Source organism: Amycolatopsis sp. NBRC 101858 (genome assembly GCF_030269325.1).
Lineage (GTDB): Bacteria > Actinomycetota > Actinomycetes > Mycobacteriales > Pseudonocardiaceae > Amycolatopsis > Amycolatopsis ponsaeliensis.
On sequence record NZ_BSTD01000007.1, the window covers coordinates 242307 to 267147 of the forward strand.

At 68.2% G+C, this 24841-nt stretch carries 20 protein-coding genes and 1 pseudogene; 13 read left to right on the forward strand and 8 right to left on the reverse strand.

Annotation, left to right across the window (positions count from 1 at the left end; all coding sequences use genetic code 11):
• Positions 1-168 precede the first annotated feature (168 nt).
• Positions 169-893, forward strand: a pseudogene (locus QSK39_RS44640) (SigB/SigF/SigG family RNA polymerase sigma factor).
• 42 nt (positions 894-935) lie between these two features.
• Positions 936-1547, forward strand: coding sequence for a flavodoxin family protein (locus tag QSK39_RS44645; RefSeq protein WP_285483870.1), 612 nt, complete (start codon positions 936-938; stop codon positions 1545-1547).
• A 14-nt stretch (positions 1548-1561) separates the two neighbouring features.
• On the opposite strand, the gene QSK39_RS44650 is transcribed toward QSK39_RS44645, so the two are convergent.
• The 5 genes from QSK39_RS44650 to QSK39_RS44670 form a co-directional block, all read right to left on the reverse strand.
• Positions 1562-1936 (reverse strand): STAS domain-containing protein, encoded by a 375-nt coding sequence (locus tag QSK39_RS44650; protein ID WP_285483871.1) that lies wholly within the window; start codon positions 1934-1936, stop codon positions 1562-1564.
• Positions 1933-4131 carry a GAF domain-containing SpoIIE family protein phosphatase gene (locus QSK39_RS44655; RefSeq protein ID WP_285483872.1) on the reverse strand — a complete coding sequence of 733 codons (2199 nt, stop codon included), beginning with the start codon at positions 4129-4131 and terminating at the stop codon, positions 1933-1935. Before QSK39_RS44655 ends, QSK39_RS44650 begins: the two co-directional genes overlap by 4 nt.
• A gap of 346 nt (positions 4132-4477) precedes the next feature.
• On the reverse strand, positions 4478-6211 hold the full coding sequence (locus QSK39_RS44660) for a thiamine pyrophosphate-dependent enzyme (protein ID WP_285483873.1): 1734 nt from the start codon (positions 6209-6211) through the stop codon (positions 4478-4480).
• A 13-nt stretch (positions 6212-6224) separates the two neighbouring features.
• Positions 6225-7808: an FMN-binding glutamate synthase family protein gene (locus QSK39_RS44665; RefSeq protein ID WP_285483874.1), complete on the reverse strand. Its 1584-nt coding sequence runs from the start codon at positions 7806-7808 to the stop codon at positions 6225-6227.
• Positions 7809-7998: 190 nt separating this feature from the next.
• The gene (locus QSK39_RS44670; RefSeq protein WP_285483875.1) at positions 7999-8715 is read right to left on the reverse strand and encodes a hypothetical protein; all 717 of its coding nucleotides are present in this window, start codon (positions 8713-8715) and stop codon (positions 7999-8001) included.
• Between the two features lie 631 nt (positions 8716-9346).
• Between QSK39_RS44670 and QSK39_RS44675 the strand changes: the two genes are divergently transcribed.
• Both QSK39_RS44675 and QSK39_RS44680 read left to right on the forward strand, forming a co-directional pair.
• Positions 9347-9697 (forward strand): STAS domain-containing protein, encoded by a 351-nt coding sequence (locus tag QSK39_RS44675; RefSeq protein ID WP_285483876.1) that lies wholly within the window; start codon positions 9347-9349, stop codon positions 9695-9697.
• A 209-nt stretch (positions 9698-9906) separates the two neighbouring features.
• Positions 9907-10536, forward strand: coding sequence for a hypothetical protein (locus tag QSK39_RS44680; RefSeq protein WP_285483877.1), 630 nt, complete (start codon positions 9907-9909; stop codon positions 10534-10536).
• On the opposite strand, the gene QSK39_RS44685 is transcribed toward QSK39_RS44680, so the two are convergent.
• Together QSK39_RS44685 and QSK39_RS44690 are read right to left on the reverse strand one after the other, a co-directional pair.
• Complete coding sequence (locus tag QSK39_RS44685; protein WP_285483878.1) at positions 10434-11771, reverse strand: NsdA family TPR-like regulatory protein; 1338 nt, start codon at positions 11769-11771, stop codon at positions 10434-10436. The genes QSK39_RS44680 and QSK39_RS44685 overlap by 103 nt on opposite strands.
• 26 nt (positions 11772-11797) lie before the next feature.
• Positions 11798-12247, reverse strand: a complete 450-nt coding sequence (locus QSK39_RS44690; RefSeq protein WP_285483879.1) for a hypothetical protein — start codon at positions 12245-12247, stop codon at positions 11798-11800.
• 112 nt (positions 12248-12359) lie between these two features.
• Here QSK39_RS44690 and QSK39_RS44695 point away from each other — a divergent pair, with 112 nt between their 5' ends.
• The 4 genes from QSK39_RS44695 to QSK39_RS44710 all read left to right on the forward strand — a co-directional run bounded on the left by QSK39_RS44695 (position 12360) and on the right by QSK39_RS44710 (position 16352).
• The gene (locus QSK39_RS44695; protein WP_285483880.1) at positions 12360-12812 is read left to right on the forward strand and encodes a hypothetical protein; all 453 of its coding nucleotides are present in this window, start codon (positions 12360-12362) and stop codon (positions 12810-12812) included.
• 25 nt (positions 12813-12837) lie between these two features.
• A complete protein-coding gene (locus QSK39_RS44700; protein ID WP_285483881.1) occupies positions 12838-13680 on the forward strand; it encodes an SAM-dependent methyltransferase in 843 nt (280 codons plus the stop codon).
• Positions 13681-13900: 220 nt separating this feature from the next.
• Complete coding sequence (locus QSK39_RS44705; protein ID WP_285483882.1) at positions 13901-14722, forward strand: Scr1 family TA system antitoxin-like transcriptional regulator; 822 nt, start codon at positions 13901-13903, stop codon at positions 14720-14722.
• 1261 nt (positions 14723-15983) lie between these two features.
• Positions 15984-16352: a hypothetical protein gene (locus tag QSK39_RS44710; RefSeq protein WP_285483883.1), complete on the forward strand. Its 369-nt coding sequence runs from the start codon at positions 15984-15986 to the stop codon at positions 16350-16352.
• Between the two features lie 1077 nt (positions 16353-17429).
• Here QSK39_RS44710 and QSK39_RS44715 read toward each other — a convergent pair.
• Positions 17430-20459 carry an AfsR/SARP family transcriptional regulator gene (locus QSK39_RS44715; RefSeq protein WP_285483884.1) on the reverse strand — a complete coding sequence of 1010 codons (3030 nt, stop codon included), beginning with the start codon at positions 20457-20459 and terminating at the stop codon, positions 17430-17432.
• Positions 20460-20981: 522 nt separating this feature from the next.
• On the opposite strand from QSK39_RS44715, the gene QSK39_RS44720 reads away from it, so the two are divergent.
• From QSK39_RS44720 to QSK39_RS44740, 5 genes are all read left to right on the forward strand, one after another.
• The gene (locus tag QSK39_RS44720) at positions 20982-22205 is read left to right on the forward strand and encodes a hypothetical protein (protein WP_285483885.1); all 1224 of its coding nucleotides are present in this window, start codon (positions 20982-20984) and stop codon (positions 22203-22205) included.
• Between the two features lie 242 nt (positions 22206-22447).
• On the forward strand, positions 22448-22762 hold the full coding sequence (locus tag QSK39_RS44725) for a hypothetical protein (RefSeq protein WP_285483886.1): 315 nt from the start codon (positions 22448-22450) through the stop codon (positions 22760-22762).
• Positions 22763-23750: 988 nt separating this feature from the next.
• The gene (locus tag QSK39_RS44730) at positions 23751-24176 is read left to right on the forward strand and encodes a YbaB/EbfC family nucleoid-associated protein (RefSeq protein ID WP_285483887.1); all 426 of its coding nucleotides are present in this window, start codon (positions 23751-23753) and stop codon (positions 24174-24176) included.
• On the forward strand, positions 24173-24478 hold the full coding sequence (locus tag QSK39_RS44735; RefSeq protein ID WP_285483888.1) for a hypothetical protein: 306 nt from the start codon (positions 24173-24175) through the stop codon (positions 24476-24478). Before QSK39_RS44730 ends, QSK39_RS44735 begins: the two co-directional genes overlap by 4 nt.
• Positions 24475-24840 carry a hypothetical protein gene (locus tag QSK39_RS44740; protein WP_285483889.1) on the forward strand — a complete coding sequence of 122 codons (366 nt, stop codon included), beginning with the start codon at positions 24475-24477 and terminating at the stop codon, positions 24838-24840. The genes QSK39_RS44735 and QSK39_RS44740 overlap by 4 nt, the downstream gene beginning before the upstream one ends.
• The last annotated feature ends 1 nt before the right edge of the window (position 24841 follow it).

The window sequence follows — 24841 nt, forward strand, 5'->3', positions numbered from 1 at the left end:
AACACCTGCGCTCCCCCACATCGGTGATCGACAGATCGCTCGTGTGGCGCGGGCCGATCATAGGTAATAGATCGCCATGGTCGTCCGAGCACCCGAACGAGTCCAGCGGGCCGAGGACGTCGTCGTGCCGCACCTCGACGGTCCGGCGAATACGCCCACTTCCTCCCGGTGTTCGCCGAACGAGCCGGGCTCGCGGCCGAGGACCCCCGTCGTGACGCCCTCCGCGCCGAGCTGATCACCGAGCACCTCTCGCTGGCCGAACACATCGCCCGACGCTTCAGCGGCCGCGGCGAACCCTTCGAGGACTTGCTGCAGGTGGCCCGCACGGGGCTGATCCACGCCGTCGACCGGTTCGACCCCGGCAAGGGCGGCGAGTTCCTGTCCTTCGCCGTGCCGACCATCATGGGCGAAGTCCGCAGACACTTCCGGGACACCTGCTGGTCGATGCGCGTACCGCGGGGCCTGAAAGACCTCCAGCAAACCCTGGCAAGGCCGGCGCCACCTTGTCCCACGACCTCGGCCGCTCCCCGACTCCCAGCGAGCTCGCCACTCACCTCGAGCTGGACGTCGACACCGTCCGAGAAGGACTCCTCGCCGCGGACGCCTACCGGGCGTCTTCCCTGGAAGCGCCGATCGGCGGCGGGGACGACGCGCTCACGATCGCCGACCAGCTCACGGACGACACCTCCGAGTACACGAAATCCGACGACCGGCTCATGCTGAAGGGCGCCTTGGCCGAGCTCTCCCCTCGCGATCGGGACATCGTCCGGATGCGGTTCGTGGACGAGCTGACGCAGAGCCAGATCGCCGAGCGGATCGGCGTTTCGCAAATGCAGGTTTCCCGGCTGCTCGCCAGAGCCCTCGAGCAGCTGCGCAACCACATCGTCATCTGACGCCGTCCCCTGCTGAGCCCGTTCCCGACCACGGAGGTATCGATGACCGGCACCCTGCGCGTGCTCGCGCTGGTCTGCACCCTCAAGCCCTCGCCGGCTAAATCCAGCAGCGACCTGATCACCAAGCAGCTGCTCGACCTCTTCGCCGCACAGGACGTCTCCGGCGAGGTCGTGCGCGTCGTCGACCACGACGTCCGTCCCGGCGTAGAAGCCGACATGGGCGACGGTGACGAGTGGCCGCAGATCCGGCAGAACATCGCTGACGCCGACATCCTGCTCGTGGCCACGCCTACCTGGGTGGGGCACATGTCCAGCGTCGCCCAGCGGGTGCTGGAGCGCCTCGATGCCGAGCTGTCCGAAACCGACGACGAAGGCCGGCCGGCGATGTTCGGCAAGGTCGCCGTCGCCGCGGCCGTCGGCAACGAGGACGGCGCCCACAAGATCATCGCCGACCTGTTCCAGGCGCTCAACGACACCGGCTTCAGCATCCCGGCCCAGGGCGGCACGTACTGGAACGGCGAAGCCATGCAGGGCGGCGACTACAACGACCTGGACGAGACGCCGGAGGCCGTCGCTTCTACGAACGCGACGCTCGTCCGCAACGCCGTCCACCTGGCCCGGCTGCTCAAGAACGCCCAGTACCCCGCCGGCTGACCAGCGCCCGCGGATCAGCTGGAGAGCGCGACGATACCCGCTTCCGTCGAGGTCGCGGTCATGAACGCACTACCCAGGCCCGTGCGTTTCAGACGGCGGACCACCGCCGCGGGAACCATCGCCAAGACCAGGCGCCCCCGGACGCGCTCGGCGTGCCGGCGGACGCGCAGCAGCGCGCCCAGCCCCTCGGCGTTGAGGTGGCTCACACCGGCCAGATCAAGGACGACCGCGCCCTGCGTGATGAGCAGGGTTTCCGCGGCGTCGGCCAGGCTCTCGGCGGTCGTCCAGTCGACTTCGCCCACCGCCGTCAGAACCGCGACGTTCCCTTCGGCCCGGCTGCTCAGCTGCAGCCGCCTGGCCATCGATGCGCGTGAGCCGGCGGTGGTCATGCCGAGGCTACGGTCAGCACGAGAGCGGCTTGGTCGTCCTCGGGCACCGCGTTGCCCACGACGTGCTCGTCGACCGCGCCGACGATGGCGTTCACGACGGTCTCGGCGTCCGCGACCGATGTCCGAGGCAATGTGGCGAGGGTTCGCCGCAGCCGGTCGTCGCCGAACTGACTTCCCGACGGCGCCTGGGCTTCGGTGAGCCCGTCGGTGACCAGCACCAGGCTGTCCCCTGCACTCAGGACTACGCGTTCGGACCGCAGCACCGGCGCGGCGAACAGACCGAGCGCGGCGCCGTCCGGAGCCAGGACCTCGACCCGACCGTCGGCGCGGCGCACCAAGGGCTCGAGGTGACCGGCCCGCACGAACTCCACCTCGACACCGGCCGCGGTGACTTCGAGGTGGCCGTAGACGAGCGTGACGAAGTCGAGGCTGTGCTGCGCGGGCCGGTCCAGCAGGGAGGTATTGATCGCCTCCACCACGGCGACCGGGCCGGCTACCAGCTTCGCGACCGCCCGGGCGGTGTGGCGGACCAGGCCGGTGGTGGTCGCCGCGACGGCGCCGTGGCCACAGACGTCCCCGATGGCGAACGCCCAGCGGCCGGCGCCGAGGTCGAACACGTCGTAGAAGTCGCCGCCGACCGTCAGCCCGTCCCCCAGCGCCCGGTAGTACGCGGCGACGTCCACCCCGGGGATGTCCGGCAGCGTGACCGGGCGCAGGCCGGCCTGCAGGTCTCGCGCCAGCTGGGCGCGCTCGGTGTAGTGCCGCGCGTTGTCCGCGTGCAAGGCCGCTCGCCCGGCGATCTCCTCGGCCAGCGCCACCGTGTGGCCGTCTGCCGCGCGATCCCCGATGGTCAGCAGGCTCAGCACACCGAACGTCCGCCCGCGCGCGGTGAGCGGGACACACAGCCGGTGCGTGACACCCAGACCCGGCCACGACGCGGTGTCCCGCTCGGGCAGGGCCGCGCTCTCGCTGCGCCCGGATGCGAGGACCCGCGCGGCCATCGCCCGCCCGGCCGGCGACGGCGTCCAGCCCGTCTCTTCCTGCGCGGGGACCACAGCGACGCGGCGCAGCTCGCCGTCCTGCTCCACGTCGATGGCGCACAACGGCGCCAGCCTCGGCACCGCCAGCTCGGCCAAAGCGGCCAGCCCGGCTTCGTAATCCAGCTCGCGCGCGGTGACCGTGCTGGTCTCGAGGACGAACGCCAGATCTTGGCGAGCCTGGTGTTCCCGGGCGATCGCGGCGTCCCGGGCCCGGGTGATCCGGTCGCGTTCGATGACCAGGGCGGCGGTCCGGGCGAAGACGGCGTTCACCGCGAGGTCGGCGGGCTGCGGCGCGCGCGGGCGGCGGGAGTAGACGGCGAAAGTCCCCAGCAGCCGCCCGTCGGCGTCCAGGATCGGCGTCGACCAGCACGCCGCCAGCCCGGCCTGGCCGGCGAGCTCGCGGAAGTCCTTCCATAGCGGATCAGTGGCGATGTCAGTCACGATCACCGGCTCCCGGCGGTGGGCGGCGGTGCCGCAGGAACCGATGCCCTCGCCGGTGGCGATCCCGTCGATCGCCTCGTTGTAGAAGGCGGGCAGGCTCGGCCCGGCGCCGTGGTGCAGGTGCGCGGCGTCGTCGTCGGCCAGCAGGACCGACGCGAGCACGTCGGGTGACGCGCTTTCGATGACGCGCACCATCTGCTCGAGGACCTCGCGCAGCGGGGCTTCGGTGACGACCTGCTCCAGCAGCGCGCGGTGCTCGGCGCCGACCCGGTGCGCGTGCTTGAGGTCGGTGGTCTCGACGCCGACCAGGGTGACCCCGGTGATCGTTCCGGTCCCGTCCCGGCGCGGTTCGCAGGTGAAGTCGAAGAACGCCTCCCGCGCGGCCTCGCCCGAGCCGAGCACGACCTGCCCGTCGCGGGCGGTGAACGGCGTCCCGGTGCGGTAGACGTCGTCGAGCAGTTCGAAGAGCCCCTGCTCGACGAGGCCGGGGAGGACGTCCTGGACCGGCAGCCCGAGCTGGTCGGCCGTCATACCGGTGGCGGCCAGGAAGGCCGGATTCGCGCTGTCGACGACGAGCCGCGAACCGGACATCACGGCGAACACGACCGGTATCCGCCCGAACAACGCGGCGAGCTCGTCATCCAGACCGGCAGCCTGCCCCACCGGGGCGCTGACCACGGCTTGGAGCAAGTCGTCCACCTGAGGATCGCCCATACCCGTCTGTCCACCTCCGCACCTATCTTACGGCTAGTCACCGAAGCGTCGGCGCGAATGCCCAGCCCAGAGGCCAGCGGTGAAAGTGGACTCGACCCGGCCGGCGCAAGCCGGATCGGCGGCGGGCGAGACGCGCGTCCTCGCCTGCCGTCGCCGAGTTCCGATCAGGAGCAGCATTCCTCGGGTTGGACCTTGTCAGCCTGACCCCAGCGGCAACGGAGCTGACATCGCCGCCGACGTCGACCAGCGGCTGAGCCCGATGCCGTGACCGCCCCAGCGCGCTGATGGTCGCTCTATCTGGCCCCTTTCGGGCGGGCCGGTTGAACCGGATCTTCCGGGTGAATTCTCAGCTCTTGTCACCGGCGCTGCGCAGGTGCTCCTTGACCTTGGCGATCGCGAAACCCCAGCCCTGGTCCACCGTGGGCTTCGGCGGCACGGACATCTCCTCGGGGTTGGTCAGCACGTCCAGCAGCACCGGTCCCTCGGTGCGCAACGCCCGCCCGACAGCTTCGGCGAGCTCGGCCGGGTCGGTGACCCGGATCCCGGTGAACCCCATCGCGGTGGCGACCGCCGCAAAGTCCGGGTTGTCCAGCTCGGTGCCGAACTCGGGCAGCCCGGCCTGCTCCTGCTCCAGCTTCACCATGCCGAGCCGCCGGTTGTCGAACACCACCAGCTTCACCGGGAGCCGGTAGCTCCGGATGGTGATCAGGTCGCCGAGCAGCATGCTCAGGCCGCCGTCGCCGCAGAACGCGACCACCTGGCGCTCGCGTTCCCACAGCTGGGCCCCGATCGCCTGCGGCATCGCGTTGGCCATCGACCCGAGGTTGTAGGAACCGAGCAGCCGGCGCGACCCGGTCATCCGGACGAAGCGGGACAGCCACACCGTCGCCATCCCTGTGTCCGAGGTGAAGACGGCGTCCTGGTCGGCCAGCTCGTCGATCAGCGCGGCCAGTGCCTCGGGCCGGATCTGGTGGTCCTGGTTGTCGAAGACAGACCGGACCTTCCCGACCAGGCCCTTGTCGTGCTCGGGGGAGGCCAGCCGCGCCTGCCCGGCGCGCCAGCGTTCGAAGTGCGCACGGGCGTCGTCGAGGTGGTCCCGCGAAGCGTGCGGGGACAGCCGCAGCAGCAGCGCCGCGACCGTGGGGGCGACGTCGCCGACCAGGCCGAGCTCGACCGGGACGCGACGCCCGATGTGCTCGGCGACGGCGTCAACCTGGATGACCTTCTTCCCGGTCGGGTACCAGGCCCGGTAAGGGAAGTCGGTGCCGAGCAGGAGCAGCAGGTCGGCGTCGTCCATCGCCTGCGCGGCGGCGGGGTTGCCGATCAGGCCGGTCTGGCCGACCTCGAACCGGTTGTCGTCTTCGAAGCCTTCCTTCGCCTTGAGGGTGAGCACCATCGGGGCGCCAAGCCGGTCGGCCAGGGCCAGCACGTCCTCGCGCGCCTGCCGGGCGCCGCGGCCCACGAGCAGGGTGACCTTCTCCGCCGCGTTGAGCAGCTGCGCGGCCGCGTCGAGGGCGGGGTCATCGGGCCGGGTGCTGCGCTCGACCAGGGAGAACCGCGGCTCCCGGTCGGCCTCGACCTTCTTGTCGCCGACGTCGCCCGGAACGGTGAGGACCGCGGGGCCACCCCGGCTGATCGCCGTGCGGACCGCGATCTCCAGCAGACCGGGGATCTGCTCGGGCGAGGTCACGGTGGCGCGGAAGACCGCGACGTCGGTGAACAGCAGGTCGTTGTCGACCTCCTGGAACATCTCCGTGCCGATGTCGGCCTGCGGGACCTGCCCGGCGATGGCCAGCACGGGAGCGTGGCTCTTCGCGGCGTCGTAAAGGCCGTTGAGCAGGTGCACCGAGCCGGGGCCGACGGTGCCCATGCAAACGCCGATGGTGTCGCCCAGCTGGGCCTGCGCGCCGGCGGCGAACGCGGCGGCTTCCTCGTGCCGGCAGCCGATCCACTCGATGCGCTCGGCGCGGCGGATGGCGTCGGTGAGCGGGTTGAGGGCGTCACCGACGACGCCGAACACGTGCGTGACGCCGAGCTGGGCGAGGCTGTCGACGATGACCTGGGCGACGGTGCGGGTCACGAATCCTCCTGGGTCAGACGGTGAAGTGGTCGGGGTCGGCCGCGGCCCAGTCCGCCGCCCACCCCGGCGGGGCCTCGGACAGGAGCTGCTCGGGCGCGAGCCAGTCGTAGAGCTCGGCGTAGGACAGCACGTGGTGGGGATCGACGCGGCGGCGCAGCAGGTGCGGCCGCAGCTCGGCGGGAAACCGGACGCCCATCGACGCCATGATCTGCTGGGCGCCGGTGACGGTGGCGCGCTGGAACCGTTCCACGCGCAGGGATTTATCGGCGACGTCCAGGGCGCGGGCGCGGCGGGCGTCCTGGGTGGTGACGCCGACCGGGCAGGTGTTGGTGTGGCAGCGCTGCGCCTGGATGCAGCCGACGGCGAACATCATCGCCCGGGCGGCGTTGGTGTAGTCCGCGCCCTGGACGAGGCGTTTGACGATGTCGGCGCCGGTGGCGACCTTCCCGCTCGCGCCGAGCTTGATCCGGTCGCGCAGCCCGGTGCCGACCAGTGCGTTGTGGACGGTGATCAGGCCTTCGGTCAGCGGCGTCCCGATGTGGTCGGCGAACTCCAGCGGCGCGGCCCCGGTGCCGCCTTCGGCGCCGTCGACGATGATGAAGTCCGGGGCGGTGCCTTCGGCGAGCATCGCCTTGCAGACGGCGAGGAACTGGCTTCGCGAGCCGACGCAGAGCTTGAACCCGGTCGGTTTGCCGCCCGCCAGCTCGCGCATCTCGGCGATGAACCAGATCAGCTCCCGCGGGGTGGAGAACATCCGGTGGTACGGCGGCGAGATGACGGTCTGCCCCTGCGGGACGTCGCGGACGCGGGCGATTTCCGCGTTCACCTTGCCGCCGGGCAGCACGCCGCCGATGCCGGGTTTGGCGCCCTGGGACAGTTTCAGCGAGACGCACTTCACCGCGTCGTGGGCTGCTTTGTCGGAGAACTCCGTTTTGTCGAACCCTCCGTCAGAGGTGCGGCAGCCGAAGTAGCCGGTGCCGATCTCCCAGACGAGGTCGCCGCCGTGGCGCAGGTGGTACTCCGAGAGGCCGCCTTCGCCGGTGTCGTGGGCGAAGCCGCCCAGCGCGGCACCCCGGTTGAGGGCCAGGATCGCGTTGGCCGAGAGTGAGCCGAAGCTCATCGCGGACACGTTGAGCAGGGCCATGTCGTAGGGCTTGGTGCAGTCCGGGCCGCCGATCCGGATCTTCGGCGGACTGTCCGGCGGCGACACCGGGGCCATCGAGTGCACGAGCGACTCGTACCCGTCGGCGTAGACGTCGCGTTCGGTGCCGAACGGCTCTTCGGCGTCGGTGCCCTTGGCGCGCTGGTAGACGATGCTGCGGACGTCGCGGTCGAAGGGGCGGCCGTCGAAGTTGCGTTCGATGAAGTACTGCTGCAGTTCGGGCCGCAGCGCCTCGAGCAGGAACCGCAGATGCCCGAGCACCGGGTAGTTCCGCAGCACCGAATGCTTACGCTGGCGCAGGTCCCGGCAGCCGACGCCGGCGACGAGCAGCAGCGGCGCCGCGAGCAGCCACCACCACGGGCCGGCGAACACAGCAAGCGCGACGGCACCCAGCGCCACGAGGGACAACACGCCGACCGCACCGAATCTGAGCACGATTCGAAGCTAGCCGCGTCGCTGGTCAGCCGCAGGCCGAGCGCGGCGATACCAGCACCGATGGGGTATTCGTCCGACACGCAACGCACGCCGCACCTCAGACATCTCCCCCGGCGCAGCCAAGGGAACCCTGACGACAGCGAAATACGAAGGACCGCTCAGCGGACTCCAACCCGGACGTGCATGCCGGCTACTTCAGCACACTGACCGCGCGGGCAATGGCCAGCAGCGACGTCAGCAATGCCGCGACACTCTGCACCGCCATCAGCACCTTCGCCCGCGAGGACAGCGGCATGGTGTCGGTGGGACTGAACGCCGTCGAGTTGGTCACCGACACATACAGATAGTCCACCAGGGTCGGCACCCAATCGGACTTGACGCTGGACCCCGCGGCGACTTCCTCGACGGTGTCGGCGTTCTCGTCCTGGGAGAACCGGAAGTCGGCCAGCGGGAAGTCGCTGCGGCCGGACTGGGTGCGCTTGACCGGGCCACCGCGGTCCAGCTCCCAATAGGCCAGGCCGAACGCGATCACGTTGGTCAGCCACACCTGCAGCGCACCCAGCAGCAAAGCCTGGCCACTGTCGGCCGCGCCGGCGACCAAGTCGTGGATGAGCAGGGCCAGCGCCCCGAGATTGGTCCCCGCGATGACCACGACCAACGACAGGGACAGGACGCGGGAGAGCCGGGTCTGCCGCGTGACCCGCCGCGGGTTGATCGCGGTCAGCGGGATCAGCAGCGCGAACTCGAGCACGGGCACGACGAACCGGGGAGCGACCAGCAGCTGCTGCGGCAGCGCCAGGTAGAGCACGATGGCGACCAGCGTCGCAACGGCAGCCGGCAACCGGGCTTCGCCGCGGCGTTGATGGCGGGGATGGCGGGTGGAGGCCTCGGCGCGGTCGGCAGGCATGGCGGGCGGCTCCTCGCGGACGGCCGCTGACCGGCCCCTGTGATCGACGAGGCAGCCTAACCCTTTGGCGTGTCCGTTCCCCGGCCACCGGCAGCGGACCCGCCGCAGCCCGGCACCGCCGCGACCCTGCATCATCGACCTGACCGCAGTCACGTTCATCTCCCGCACGGGGATCAACGTGATGATGAACCGGCGGCGCGACTACCCCACACCACTGCACCTGCACCCGGTCCTGCTGCCGCCGTCGGCCACGGCTGTGGAACCGGCTTGGCGTCACCGCCCTGCTCAGCATCCATCCCACGCGCGCCGCCGCGCATGAGTTGCCGCGCTGGTTCGCTACCCGGCTTCCTGACGCGGTTTCGACGACGAGAATTCCAGCGTCGTCCAGCCGATGTGGTGATCTTGACCGTGACTGGTTGTGCAGGTCGCTGCCCGTGCCGGTACCGTCGAAATCGCTGCGGTTGAGACCGACAGCCGCTGCCGAGCACCGCACCAGGCTCCCGCACCGCGCGGGGCCGGCGGGGTAAAGCAGGGCTGCACGAATGATCTCGATGGGCTCTGGCTGCCTCGCCTCCGACCGGAGGTCACGATGCGCGCCACCGCCCGCCAAACCCACTCCAGAGCACTCGCGATGACCGTCTCGACCAGCTGCGGACACGTCATACTGAACGTCCGCGGCGAACTGGACGCCGCCACCGTCGACGAGTTCGCCGATCTCGCCGACCACTTGCTCAGCGACCGCCAGGCGGCGGTGATCATCGACCTGTCGAAGGTCTCGTTCTGCTCCGCCGGCGCCCTCGGCGTCCTGCTGCGGCTGACCAGCGACGCCGACGGCCACGGCACTCCACTGGCAATCCTCGCCACCCAACCCGCCGTGCTCCGCCCGATCCAGATCCTGGGGCTGCAGCCCGTCCTCCCCGTGCACACCACACTCGCCGACGCCTCCAGCTGGCTGGAGCTGCTGCCCAGGCTCACTCCGTAGCTCGTCATGGCGGCGACCTGCACCTCGGTAGAAATGGCGTTCTGCGTTCCGGCATTGCACGACCAAGGCAGCCCAGACCTCGGCGCTGACGTCCTCGGGCAACGTGGGGACGCGTTCCTCAGCACCGCATTGAGCCGGCTCGACGCTGACGGGCGCTAGCCGGACCTCACCCCTACGCCGGCCGACGCGCATCGGGGCATGATGGCTCCGTGACGGTCGAGAAGGCGATGCCGGAGCTACGACAGCGGCAGACCGAGCTGACCGCGTTGCTGCGTGAGCGCGCGAGTATCTATCCGGACGTCCCGGGACGCTGCTACTCCAGCATCGAGGCCCTCCTGCTGGAGCAGGGCCGATGGTTCACACCCGCCGACCTGCCCGACGGTGCGGAGCGCGGGCCCGAGCGTCGCTGCTACGCCAACGCCAGCCTCCACAGCGAGGTTCACGGACTCATCTACGTTGAAGGGTTCGCGCTCGCCGCCTCTCGCCTCCACACCGCGCACGCCTGGTGCACCCGTCCCGACGGAACGGTCGAAGACCCGACCTGGGGCGGCGACGGGCTCGCCTACCTGGGCATCCCGTTCACGCCCACGTACTTGCTCGAACACGAGGCCGACGCCGGGGCGTACGCGGTGCTGTTCGACCAGCACCGCACCGGCTGGCAGCTGCTGACCCGAGGCCTGCCCGAGCACGCGCTCGCGCCGGTCGGGCTGCCCCTGCGGCTCGCGTCGTTGGCTCGTCAGCGGCCGATCAAGGCGTCATGCAGATGCTCGTCGAGTTCGGCGACGAAGTCCTCGGTCCGCCATGGCCGAAGCGCCTGCCGGACAAGACGAACCCGCTGAGTAGCCACACGACCTCCCGTCGCCGACGCCACGTCAATGGCGTCGTGCAGGCCCGCGACGCATGCGCGCGGGTCGCCCAGCTTTAGCCGCGCCAATGCGAGGTCCGAGGTCACGATGCCGCGCTGCACGGCGTCTCGGGACGTCCTCAGCGATTCGAGCGAACGTTCAAGGCTGCTGTGCGCGTGGCCGGCGTCGCCCGCGTGGAGTGCGCACAAGCCGTCGAATCCCCTGAGCCGCTCGCCGTCGAACCCCTGGTGCGGATCGTCCATCGACAGCTGGTCGACGGTCGTCCACGCCCGACTGATCGCCTCGGCCGCGTCCCTCGACTGGCCTGCTCGAGCGTTGATCTCGGCGTGAACGGCATGAGCACGCGCACGGACGGCATAGCTCGACCCCCGATGAGCATCGACGGTCGCCGCTCGGGCGATCTCCCGTGCCAGTCGATGGTCGCCCGTCGCGTGGAGCGTCACCATGGTGTGGCTTGTCCGGATCATCGCGCGGAGACTTCGATCCTTCAGCCCGCCGGCAGCCTGGGTCGCCTCCGCGTAAAAGCCCATTGCCGCCTCGTCGTCACGCGTCTCGAAGGCCAGGCGCGCGGCGAGCGCAAACGCCGCGGCCGCCAGCGTCGGCAAGTCCGCAGGGCGTCGGCCAGATTGCGACGCTAGGAGCCGACACGCGTCGACGACGGGAGCGAGCTGGAGCTGCAACCTGACGAACGGCTGCGCGCCCACCTGTCGGTCGATCGAAACAACCGCCTCGTGCAGGCTGGGAATGACCTCGTCGAGATTCGATCGCCCCAATTCGGCCGTTGCCACGCTCGCGCGCGTGGCGGGCTGCAGCAGCATCGCCAAGTCGGTGCCCTCGGCCCCGGCGCACGTGGCGATCACCTCGACGATTTCCTGAATTCGGGGCGACGTCACGTCGAAGTACCGGAACGCCTCCAGAAGGAGTTCGAAGTCCGAACCCGGCCCCAAGCCGACTTGTCCCGTCGGCGTGCTGGCGTAGACGTGCGCCAGCACGACCTGGTATCGCTCCCCCGGATTGGTTCCATCGTCGATGCTCTCCCATCGGGCGACGGCACGCCGGATGCTCGATCGCTGGCTGGCCGCCAGGGACGCCATGCCCAGCTGACGCGCCGATTCCTGCAGTGCACGCGCCAGGTCGGCCCACGACCAGCCGCGCGAAACGCGCAGCCGGCGCAGAATGCGCGCCCCGGTCTGCCTTCCTGTAGCCACGATATTCAGTACACCATTCGACGAGGTCAAAGTGGAACGACCAAACGCGGTTTGCCCTGTTCAGCTGCGTAATTGAGCGTATACCAGGTGCCTTGGGCCTGATTCGTGCCGCGCGGAAATCCGATCACCAGTTCGCTGCGATCCACCATCCACCGGTTCCGCGCGTGGTATGCGGCACCGCCGAGCGCGTCGGCACGGAGCTCGACGACGTCGACTAGGCGTCCTGCTCGGCGGCAGGCGCTGATCGCGGCCGCTGCTTCGGCGGGCTGATCGGTCACCGTGCACGGAACGACGACGCACAGTTCGGAGTTCGTCCGGTCGCAGAGCCAGCTCAACGCGAAGGTGTCGATGCCGACGGCGCCTCCTACGTGGAAGAGCGTGCCTGCGTCCGCGAACGGTCGCAGGTAGGCCTCGAACAACGAGTCGACTCGCTCCCTGTCTGGCTCGCCGATGGAGCGCGTCCCGGTAATCGTCACCCGCCGTCCCAACTCAGTTGCCCCGTCCCGTGTCACCAAATGTCATCTCCCTCGACGCCGCCGTCCACGGTCTCATGAGCACAGGTTCAACGGAAAGATCAAGGGGCTGTGCGTGGGAACCATGACCGACGCGGTGGACGTCGCCGGAGTGCTTTGCGGTTGCACGGTCGGCTTTGCCGGGCTTCTGCTCTGCGGGTGGTGGCTGTGGTCGCGATTCGCCCGACCGCACGGCCAGCATGCCAACCTCGACGAGCGTACTTCGGCCATTCGTCTCCAGCGCGACGCGCACCCGGTTGAAGCTCGGCTATCGGGACCGAGCCGGACGTCGCAGGTAGACCGGCCGGTTTGCTGCCGGACCGGCGATTCCGTACAGCCGGTCACCGTTTTCTCGCCAGCACCTCCCAAGACCGTCCACCGAGCCTCGGTCGTCGCCGCATTCTTCGACTCAGCGACTCGTCGCGATCTTCCGCCCGTTGGCTCTCCGCTGCCGCGTACGTCCGAAGGCTGGGCGCCCCACCGCGGCAACCTCGTCGAAGACGGCGCAGCTCATGTCTCGAACGCCTGACCAGGCGCCGGCATGGAACCGGCCTGTGGGCACGGACCCGGCGCGGGCGAACCTCCCCTACCTCTACGACGCCTTCCTCGTCGGCAAGGACGCCCACGACATCGAACTCGACACCAGACGCCACCTCGAAGCTGTGTCCAAGGACATCGGCTACGTCTTCACCTCCGAGCACGCCACCCACCAGCGGATCGCCCGCTACCTCGCCGGGCACGTGCACCACCTCGTCATCGCCGGAGCAGTCCTCCCGGGCTCCCGCACCGACGACCTCCACCACGTCGTCCGCCGCGCCAACCCGGCCTCGGCCATCACCTACGTCGAGCACGACCCGCTCGCCGCCGCCGTGCAGCGCGCGATCGCCGAGGACCGCGCGAACGACATCCGGGTCGTCGAGACCGACCCGCTCGACCCGGCCGAGATGTGGCTGGCACTGCGCGAGGACCAGGCCATCATCGCTGACCACCCGATCGGGTTGCTCCTCGGCGGTGTCCTGTCCTTCCACGGCGGAACACGCACCGACGTCGCGGACGTCGTCCAAGCCCACATCGCCCAGCTGCCCGCCGGATCGTTCCTCGCCCTGACCCACCTGTTCGACCCCGAAACCCCCGAGCACACCCCCGTCGCCATCGCCCTGGAAGAGAAGCTGCGGACGAGCGCGCTCGGCCGCGGCGCCGTCGCCACGCGCAGCGAGGTCGAAGCCATGCTCAAGGGAACCGACCTGCTCCCGCCCGGCATCGTCCAAGCCGACACCTGGTGGCCCGACGGCCCCCTCCCCCACCACGACACCACGCCCCTCGTGACCGCGGCCGTCAGCCGGATCAAGCCGCCCAAGAGCACTCCCACCGAAGGTTCTCGCAGCTCACCTCCCTGAGCAGCGAGAACCCGGACACACGCTGCGCCGACCAGCACAGCAACCCCCATCCGGCCAGACCGGGACGTGTCCGGGAGCCGGTCGTCACGACACGACCGGCAACACCTGGCCGGGACCGCACACCCGGCCGGACAACACGTCGTGCCCTCCGGGTCGCAACCGACGCCCGGAGGGCACGACCCACAGCCTGGATCAGCCCGAATCGCAGGCCAAAGACCCAATGCAACGACGAAAGAACGGAGCGGTCCCAACCGTGCCCCGAGCAACCCGGCCGGCAGTCATCGCAGTCGCACACGAACTCCGCCGACTCCGCACAGAACGCGGCCTCAGCCTTCGCCAACTCGCCACGAGGACAGGAATCAGCCCGTCCAGAATGTCAGCGCTCGAGACCGGGCACCTCGGGCCGGATCCCATCACCGTCGCGTTTCTCCTCGGCGCCATCGGTATGCAGCTGACCACACTGGAGAAGCTCGTCCCGCTCGCGGCCCGCGCCGACGAGCCCGACTTCCTCGACCCGACCGGGCACGACGAACGCATGCTGCGCACCGGATTCGAGAACCTGGCCACGGAAGTGTTCGAATGGTCGCCGATGTTGTTCCCCACGGCACTGCGCTCCGCCGGGTACTCCCACGCGATACGCGAATCCGGGATGCCCCACCCGGACACCGCCACAAGGGACCTCGTCCCCGCCTCGGCCCGTGTCTCCCTCGCCGACAGCCCGGAGACCCGGTACACGTTCCTGCTCGGCGAAGCCGCCACACGACCCGACGCCTGTCCCCCGGACGTGCTCTGCGATCAGATCGAAGAAGTCGCGGCAGTGTCGAAAATGCTGCGCATCTCCATCAGCCTCGTTCCGGCATCCTTCTGCCCCACCGGCCTGGTTGAACCGTTCACCCTCTACGAAAACCACGACGGGCCTTTCGGCGTCGCCGTTCCCCACCACCGAGGCGTCGCCTACCTCACCAACAAGGCATCGGTGTCGGACTACGCAACAACCGCCACGTGGCTGCGAAGTGGCGTCGCGGCACCCTCCTGGCCATGACCGACTCCCGGCCGGCGCGTCCTGCCCTCCCTCCAGGCGGCGCATCGGCCGGGGCTCCACCCGCCGCTCGCGGCGGAGGCCGGGCCGGTGCACGGCCGACAGCCGGGCACTTCCGGGCGCGCCGGCCCTCGACTGCTGCCTCGTCACGCACAGCTTTCTCACGAAAGGCACGACGTGCTCGCCGCGTCCTGGTCAACAACGCTCGTGCTCTCCACCATGGCCGCACCGATCGCGATCGCGGCCGCGCTCCAGATCGTCGACCACCGTCGCCACCGATCGGCGTCACCGCCCAATCGACGAGCCAACGCAGCACCCCCGTCGACACAAAACGAACCACCACAAGAGCTCATGCAACGAGTCCTCGACGGCCTCCGCAACCTGCCATGACCACCCCGCCACCTCCACAACCAGCTCCAGTTCTGGAGGAAGCCAGGAGCCAGGCATCCATTCTGCACCACCGGCAGCTCGATGAAACGCAATGCCGCTCCCCCGAGTCCGCGACGCTCGACTCACAACCGGGCGCGGATGACCTTCGACGGGGCCCTCCGATGAGGTACCCGGCCGGTGACCCGGCGATCCTCCTCCGCGCAGAAGCCCCACGCGCACCGCCGGCAACCGGCCACAAGATCCACGTCGACAGTCTGAGAGCCAGCGTGCCCCTCCACTCACCTGCCCCTGATCCGCGAGACATCGCCGCCGGGACTATGACGAGGTCAACAAACCGCCGCAGCGCTGGCTCGCCGGTGCCGCAGCCGCCGAACTTGACCGGTTTCAGTTCGACAGCTGCTGCGCCGGGTGTAACAGACGAGGCCGCCACAGCGTTTCTTGGCAAGGCCCCGGTTAGCTCACCGGTGTTGAACAGCATCCGAACGCCCACTCTTCTCGCCCCTGGTGACGATGGAATGCCAATCAATGGCCTGGCCGGCCCTGGCCGTGTCACGCAGGTCGTCGCGCGACTCTCATCGTGCCCGGCGATCCGTGCGCGCAAAGCGCGTCACAAGCCGCGGCGTCGTCAGTCCCATCACCGACGACAGATCGCACAGCACCGGGAACACAGTCGTGATTCGGGAAGTCAACCTGCGATGACCACAACAAAGTCGTATGTCGCTCACACGAACGAACGAGTAGAACTCGTCTGGCGGTGCACACGTCCGTCGAGGTGGCTTTGCCTGGATGAGCACCTCAGATCGCATGAGGCCAGAGCAACGTGGCACCACGCCTCGGCGATGCCGGATCAGCTGTTCGAGCGGGCGGTGATCTCATGAGAGAAGCCGAAGAAGCACATAACCTTCGCGAACAGCCACAGCGACTTGCCGCAGATGTATCTCGTACTGAAGCAGACGAGTTAAGTCGCCGATACCGGGCAGGCGACTCATTGAGCGTGTTGATGGAAAGCTTCGACGGAAGCTACCGCACGCTGCGCAGAGTCCTCCGAAGCCAGGGCGTGGAGTTTCGCGAGAAGCGGCCGATGGTGAAGCCCGCACCGCCAGGAATGGTCGAGACCTATCGCAGTGGCAAGTCGATCATTGATACCGGCAAGAGATTCGGCCTGGGTCGGGACGTCACGAAGCGGATGCTACTGGACGCCGGCGTCGAACTCCGAGGACCGGGACGTCCTCCACAATCATGAACCGAACACGGCGACTTGTTGAATGTTTAATCATAAGATCGTCACGAACGATGAGGTGCCCAGCAGGCTGCCGGGCACCTCATTACGCTCAGTAGTAGCGCCAGTAGTCGCACCGCGCCATCGGAACTGCCAAGTCGGCGTGCGCCGGTGCAGCAACGGACGCAGGCGTCGTCGCTGAAACCGACGCAGGCGCCACCGTCGCAGCAGACGCGATCGCTGCAGAAGGCACCAACATGGCGCCAGCCACAAGCAGGCCCAGGCAGAAACGCTTCATCGTCACCTCGTGGTTCGGAGCGCGTATTGAAATCCGCGCATTGGCGACGAACTTAGCCTACGACTTGATGACCCCCGCCGGGGGGTGCGCAACGCATCCGACAACTCACAGCAACACTAGCCGCCGATTCCACCGTTTACATGAGGTCAATTCACATTACCCAACGGTAACGCCACCCGATCAGGCGATACGCCGCTCCCTCTCCGTGAAGATCTTTCGATCATGACATACGAGAGTCAGCCATCACAAGAACGATCACTACCATGCGGGATCAGCGATATCACAATGAGTAACATTTCTTCGGCATGCTCACCGCGCCGCATCCGAGCACGTCCAACGCGAACTCCACAAAAGAACAGCGTTCAACCAGCGAGATGTCGCAACAACTGATCATTCGCCAGCGAGTGCGCACCCCAACCATGCCAAGACCACCTCAGTGACCGCAGCACGCGACGCACATTCGCCACATTCCCGTGGAATCGGACCGGGCTTCCCCCACAGCCTCGCTACGCTCCTCAGCACGGTGTGCTGCCACCTTGCACCCCGCCGCCGCGTCGCGCACGGCACGATTCAGCCGGAGAAGCCCCCTCTACTCCGGACAGCTGCCGTGGGCACAATGCAACCGACGGCTCAACACGGACGGACACCACACGAGCGATCCGCCCGCTCGGCGCAGCCCGCACACACCGCAAGCCGTGGCCGTTATCGACAACACAGATCTGGCGCCCTGCAGATGAGCGACCACATCGCCGAAGCGGGCGACGCCACCCCGAAACCCCGTCTACGGCCGTCGCCGGCACGGATCACGAGCGCGACAACCTCGGAGACGGCATCGCCACAGTGTCGCCGTCACGAGCCTGCGGAATCACCGCGAAATCCAGCTCCTCCAGCAGCGCCTCGATCCGCTGCGCCTGCCCGACCCGCTCCCGATCACGGAACAGTTGCGCCGCCCGCTCCCACAACGCCCGCGCGTCATCTACGTTGCCCCGGTCTCGCAGAATCTGAGCCAACGTGTCCAGCGCCTTACCACGACCTGTCGCATGCCCGGACCGATCCGCGAGCTCAACCGCCCGATGAGCATGCTTCAACGCAACGCGGTCATCCCCCTCAGCGTGACGCAATCGCGCGAAAACGGTGTTCAGCTTCATCGCCGCCGGCAAGTACTGGCTCGCACTGACCAGCACAGAAGCTCTCTGGCACTGCTCGCCAGCTTCCTCAAAGCGGCCCATCCGGGTCAGCAGATCGCCCATGGCGATGTGAGTGAGGATGCGCCCCGGCCCGTCATCGATGCGCTCCCGCAACACCAGAGCCTCCCGATACAACTCGAGCGCATCTGTCTCATGACCGCCCTGTTCCAGCAGCGCGTCGGCGAGGCGATGCAGCGCCGCAGCACATCGTTCCGGCTCCCCCAGCGCCCGCGCCGCGACCAGCGTCTCACGCGACATCGTCACCGCCTGCGCCACCCGGCCGGCGTGCAGGTGTCGCCGCGCCATGTTCAGCATCACCGTCACCCGGCCGATTCCGATGCCGTGCTCGTCGACCAGCCGCAACGCAGCCTCCAGATACGGCTCTGCACGCGAGTCCTGCCCCATCAGCAGCAGGACGTGCCCAAGATCGTTGAGACTCGAGGCCTCCGCGTCGACATCGCCCACCGCCGCGGCCGACGATGCCGCCACCTTGAATCCGGTGATGATGTCGCCGAAGTAACCATGCCGGTCGAACACATCCGCGGTGAGTGACGGCAGGGTGAAGGCGACCTCGTGCAGCTGAAACTGTGCGGCAAGCTCCACCGATGCGGTGAGGGTCGTGCGCTCACGCAAGAACCACTGCCGTGCCGCGGCCGCTGTGGTGAACCGCGCCGCCACAACGCCGGCGCTGATCTGCGGCATATCCAGGCGCCCCCGCCCCGGGTACACCATCCGATGCGCCTCGAACGCAGTCACCAAGTAGAACTCGAGCAACCTGCGCCGCGCCACATCACCATCGGTCAGCTTCCGCGCCAACGATGCCGCGAACAGCTGCAGCAGATTATGCATACGGTAACGGTCAAGATCGCCGGGTTGCTCAATCAGGTGTGCCGCCACCAGAACGTCCAACGATCGCCGCACGCTCGAGACCGGCCGGCCATCCGCAGCCGCGACCGCGTCCGAGGCCACTTCGATTCCGGGGTGCAGTCCCAACATCGCGAATGTCCGCTGCTCGGCCGACGCCAGCCCCTGAAACGACAGCGTGAACGCCGACCGCAGACTCCCTCCCAGTCCGTCACCGTCGTTGCCCAGGTCCAGCAGCATGTCCGCGTCCCGCAGCGCGTCAGCCAGCGTCGTCAACCGCATGCCTGCCCGCGCGGCCGCGCGCACCGCAACCAGGGTCAATGCCAGTGCGTTGCCCTGGCACAGTCGGATCAGCCCCGTCACTCCGGCCGAGTCCTGGCGGACCCGCAGCCCGATCCGCCGTTCCAATAGCTCCCGCGACGCCTCTTCCGACAGCGGCCCCACCGTCACCACCGGGCATGTCCGTACCGCCAACAACGCCGAGAGCCGCTGTCGGGTGACCACCACGACCGTGCACCCGGCCAGGACGCGCAACAACGGCTCGACCTGATCGGTCCGAGCCACATTGTCCAAGATCACCAGAATCCGTCGCTGCTGCAACAGACGAGTCAGCCGCGCCGCACGCGCGATCGAGGACACGATCTGATCGACCTGAACATCCATTAGCTCCAGGAGCAACTCCACAACGTCCGCGGCGCTTGCCCCGGCGGTCTGGCCATCTCCGCGCAGATCGAGCATCACCACGCCGCCCGGGTAGCGGCTCGCCGCGCGGTGCGCCCATTTCAGCGCCACCGTCGTCTTGCCCACGCCCGGCGCTCCAGTGAGCATGAGCACCTCTGAACGAGGAAGACCGGCCGAGTCGGTGGTGAAGGCGTCGAGCTCCGCGATCACGCCCCCGCGACCCACGACACCGTCGATATCCGGCGAGAGGTGCCAGACAGGCGGAAGTGTCCGATCATCGACAGTCTGCTTCTCCACCTGCGGTGAGGGAGGAGAAAGCTTCGGCAATGCCGGGAACGTGGCCGCACCGGGCTTGATCACTTCGTTGTACACGGCGCGCAGCTCATCGGCTGCCTGCAGGTCCCCGCGCTCCCGGAACTCCCGATAGACCAGCCGGAAGTACTCTGCGGCCTCCAGGCCTCGGCCGGCAGCGACGAGCGCGCGGATCCGCAACTTCGCCAAGCTCAGCTCCATCGGGTGTGCGGCATCCAGCTCCTCCAGACGCGACACAGCCATCTCGGTCTGTCCGAGCAGCAACTGCTGGGCGGCCACGAACGCATTGGCCGGAACCCACTCGTTGCGTTCCCAACGACGGCGCCAGTCGTCGGCGGCATCGGTACGCAGCTCCCCCAGGGGCTCGTCGCGGCGCAGCCGCAGGGCGGCCAACGCTTCGACGTGCGCCCGATCGTGCTGGCCTCGGTCGTGGGATCCGCGCGCATGGGTCATCATCGATCGAAACTGCCGGTAGTCGATCTGCTGTTCATCGACATCGAGCCGGCAACCGGTTTTGGCGATGCTGATGCTGCGTGGATCAACACCTTCGGAGTCGAGGATCTGCCGCAGCCGGGCGCCGACTTGGTGCAGTGTCCCCAGGGCATCTTGCGGCAAGTTCTCCCGCTCATCCCAGGCCCAGGCGACCACGGTGTCCACCGACACCCGCTGATTCGGATGAGCGAGCAAGGTCGCCAGTACTTTGCCAGGGCGACCGCGCACGGGCTTCACGCCCGGATTCCCGTGCAGAAGCAAGGCCGTTTGCCCAAGAATTCCGAAGCTGATTTCCACCCAGACCGCCCTCCCATGGCGAACATCCGTCGCCAGCCCTCTCCGCCCCCGATATTTTCACACTCACCCAGGCAGATAAGCCAGTTCACAGCCTCGAATGCCCTGAATGACGATCACCACTGATCACGTGCCTGCAGATGAATCGGCAGGCCAGCACCCATTTTCGGTCCATCAAGCGCGACTGATGACAGATTGCGGACACCCATCACGACTGGACAATATTGCGACAGAAACTGCCACTATTGGCAGCTTGCCAGCACACGCCGGTCACAAATACACAACGCAACCCGATTATTCCACTTCCATACCACTGAGTCGATCAGCACCGCACCCACCGATGCGCCGCCACCAGCACGCACGCCATCACCACACTCCAACTTTCCTTCACCGACCGATAAAAGACCACACTGACGATCTCCGTTGATCAACTGTCAATGATCAGAACCAGCGACTGAAAGCCGTTTCTCAAGCCCTCCCAGCAACCTGGGGCCACGGCCCCACGATGAGAGGGAGAAATGCGGAATGACGTGCACCTGGGTACGCAGCTCAATTGGCCACGCCGATCAGCACTTCGCCACCCGCCGCGACACGAAATCCGTACTGGTACCCGTACCTCACATCGTCGCCGGCGCACGCTTACTCGACCTGCTGCCGCTACTGGAAGCAGACCACCGCATCCAGGTCGTGTTCACCAACCCCGAAGACAACGACAACTGGCAAGCCACCCACGACTTCCTCCACGCCATCGGCGGCACAGTACTGCCCTGGACCCAAGCACGCCGCAGCGAATTCGATCTCGTCCTCGCCGGCAGCGTCCGCGGTCTTGACCACCTCACCGCACCGACCTTGCTCATCCCGCACGGCGGCGGGTTGGGCCAGTACCGTCACTGGCACCCGCCCGGCGTCGCCACGTCACCGTCGCAGTTGCGCACCGGCCTGGGCCCCGACCAGCTGATGCACGAAGGCCGTGTCCGCGTCGAGACGATCGTCCTGGTCCACGACCGCGAACGGGAGCTGCTTGCCGACGTCTGCCCGCAAGCCCTGCCCGCCGCGGTCGTCGCCGGGGACATCGCCCTCGACCGCCTCACCGCCAGCCTTCCCTACCGCGATCACTACCGGCACGCCTTCGGCGTCGCCGACGACCAAGAGGTCGTCGTCGTGACCTCCACCTGGTCACCGCACTCGGCCTTCGGCCGCTACCCCGATCTGTTCGACCGCACCACCACCGAACTACCCCGCGACCACTACCGAGTCCTCGCCGCCCTGCACCCGCAGATCTGGGCTCATCACAGCCCCTGGCAAATCCGTGCCTGGCTCGCCGAAGCACGACGCACCGGCCTCACCCTCATTCCCCCCGACGAAGGCTGGCGCGCCGCCTTGGCCGCCGCCGACCACATCATCGGAGACGAAGGATCCGTCACCGGCTACGGCGCCGCCACCGGCGCCTCGATCCTGCTCACCCACACCCCCGACCGCGCACTAATGCCCGGTACCCCCGCCGCAGCGCTCGCCGAGCACGCACCTCGCTGGCAGCGTGATCAACCGCTCGCACCGCAGCTGGATGCCGCCGCGCGCGACCGCGACAAGGCCCGACTGCCCGACCTCATCCGCGGCCTGCTCAGCTCCCGCCAAGGGCAAGCCGGACAGATTCTGCGCCGCACGATGTACCACATGCTCGACCTGCCCGAGCCCGCGCACGCCGTAGCGGTCTCCCCAGTTTCCGTGCCTCCGGCGGTGACCCTGTGACCCCTCACTCCGCGATCGTCACCCCACTACCCGCCGAGACAACCACCCAGCCCCTCACGGCCTGGCACTACGTCCACGGCCGACACCTCGGAACAGTCCTCAGCACCCGCATCGGCCGTCGCAGGCACGACCGCCAATTGCTCGCCGACATTGTCATCGCGCCCCCGCAGCGATGTCACGCTGATGGGCGATCGGCCCTGGCGAGGATTTTCGACAAGCTTCCTGGGCTCACCCTGGCCACCGTGCCGCTCGAGACTCCCGGGCTACTGCTCGGCGATCGCGCCGGGGACACGACCGTTGTCCCCGAGGTCGCTGCCGAGATGGCCGCTCTTAGCACCTACCTCTGGCTGATCTCCGGGCGGCGGTTGCGCATGCTCGCAGCTATCCGTCAAACCCAGGGTTTGCGGTGCGACCTGCACCCGATCGAGTGCGCCGCCCTCCACGTCAGTGAGCAGCCCGACCGCTTCAGCGAGGAAGCCACTAGCAATCTCCCGCTGATCGTCACCGTAGGCGACCTCAGCCAACGCCAGCAACACTTCAGCCTCATACACCGCTGAGCCCGATGCGCCCAGCACGTCACGCGCCTGCTGCAGCCGACTCAGGGCGACCTCGGGGCGCCTGGTCGCACGTCGATCCGAGCCAGTCCGAGCGCCACCCGTGCCACGCCTTCGTGCCGCCTGTGCTCCTCGGCCCACCTGCAGCAGCACCTCTCCGGTCCGGAAGTGCCGAGACGCCACGCCCGAAGACTGGATCACGCGATCCCGACACATCCTCGGGATCGCGGCTCTGCTACTGCCCCAAGCTGTGCGATCTCGGTTGATCACCGAGTGGGCGGGCGAGCTTGCCCAACTTGCCACCACACGACAACGCGCTGGATTCGTAGTCGGCGTCATCCTCGCCATGACCGCAACCTCCTCAACACTTGGAAAGCAGACGCCCCGGCACCGACGACGCTCCAGCACCAACGCCGTTCTGTCCGGCGGCGCAGTCGCTGCCGTGGCCCTCAACACCGGCCTCACGTGGCCGGTCGCCGTCATCGTTGTGGCCGTGCCCGCCGTAATCGCGGCAGTTTTAGCGATGCTACGGCCACCACGGCACCGGCAGCTTGTCGCGACCACCGGCCCGGAGTGCTGCACGACCTCCCACAGGTCTCCACAGACACAGCCATAGACACCGTCGCGATACCACCAGCACACCGATGACCGTCAGACGCGCCAGGCTTGCAAAGAAGCAAACGCCGCTCCGTAAGCGATCGTGCCAGCAGCAGGCCATTCACGGTCGCACCGAATACGGATCCCATACGCGATTGCGCGACCTCGATCCAGCCGCCACGATCACCTCACCCCGCCGTTGTCTCTGGTCGCTGCCGGTAGGCAGCCCACCGCACAGGCCAGGACGCCCACGACGGTCGTGACCTACGCCGCTCCTCAACCGCCACCGCTTGCGCTGACACGCAGTCGCAGTAAGGTGCTCGGCGGGCACGTTCTGTCATCTTGATGGGACCTGGAGTAGGGGAATCAGCATGCTCAACATTGTGGCGCCGTCATGACCGCACCACATCGCGATCTGCGGCTGATGCAGCAGCAAGCCGGCGAGCTCGACGCTCAGCTGGCCGCCACACGACACACCGCGCGCTCGGCCGACCAGCTGATCACCGCGACCGTGACCGGCCAGGAAAAGCTCGTCGACCTGCGCATCGACGACCGCGCCCTCCATGGCACCCACTTACAGAAACTCGGACTCGGCATCGTCGAAGCCGTCCGCAACGCCCGCACCGCAGCCCGGGCGTCATCACTGCCGCACCTAAACGCCCTGTTCGGCAAACCAGCTCCCCCGCCCAGCCCCTCAGCGCCGCAGACCGCCGCACCGGAACCCACCCGACGCGCCGCCGCGCCGGCCGACGACGAGAACTTCGAGGAGCTCGACTTCCTCACCGACGATGAGCCCGAAGCCGGGGGTGGTCGCTGGTGAACAGCGAAGAGAAGCTCTACCACCTCGCCAAGGAGATCGACGCCCGGGTGGCCGCCGTCGAGCAGGCCGCCAAGACGGGAGAAAGCCTGCCGCTGGTGCTCGACATCGGCGCCGGCCTCGGCACGGTCACCGTCGACGGGATGGGCGGTCTGGTCTCGGTGGACCTCGCCCGCGACGCGGTCGCCGGACAGACCGGCGCCAGCCTGGCCGGGCACGTCCTGAGGGCGATCACCAACGCCGAATCCACGGCTACGACCCGGCGCAAGAACATGCTCGACGACGCGGCACGGGAGATCCGATGAGCGGCAGCAACTTCAACCCGCTCGGCAACGCCGCCGCCGGTTCCGGGTTCGAGGTCTACCCCGACGCGCTGCGCAAAGCCACCGACGACATCTACGCCGCCCGCGACAAGGTCGCCACGTTCGGCAGCGAGGACCTGGCACAGATCGTCCTGCGCAACGATGACGTCGGGATGCTGGGCGTCCAGGCGGACGTCGTGCACATCTTCAACGAGACCATCGCGCGCATGCGGGACAAGACCGACAAGGGCGTCATGCAGCTCGATCGGCTCGCCGAAGCACTCGACAAAGCCGCTGACTACTACGAGACGCAGGACGAGGCGGACTTCAAGCGGCTACGCGATCTGGAGAAGGGGCTGAACTGAC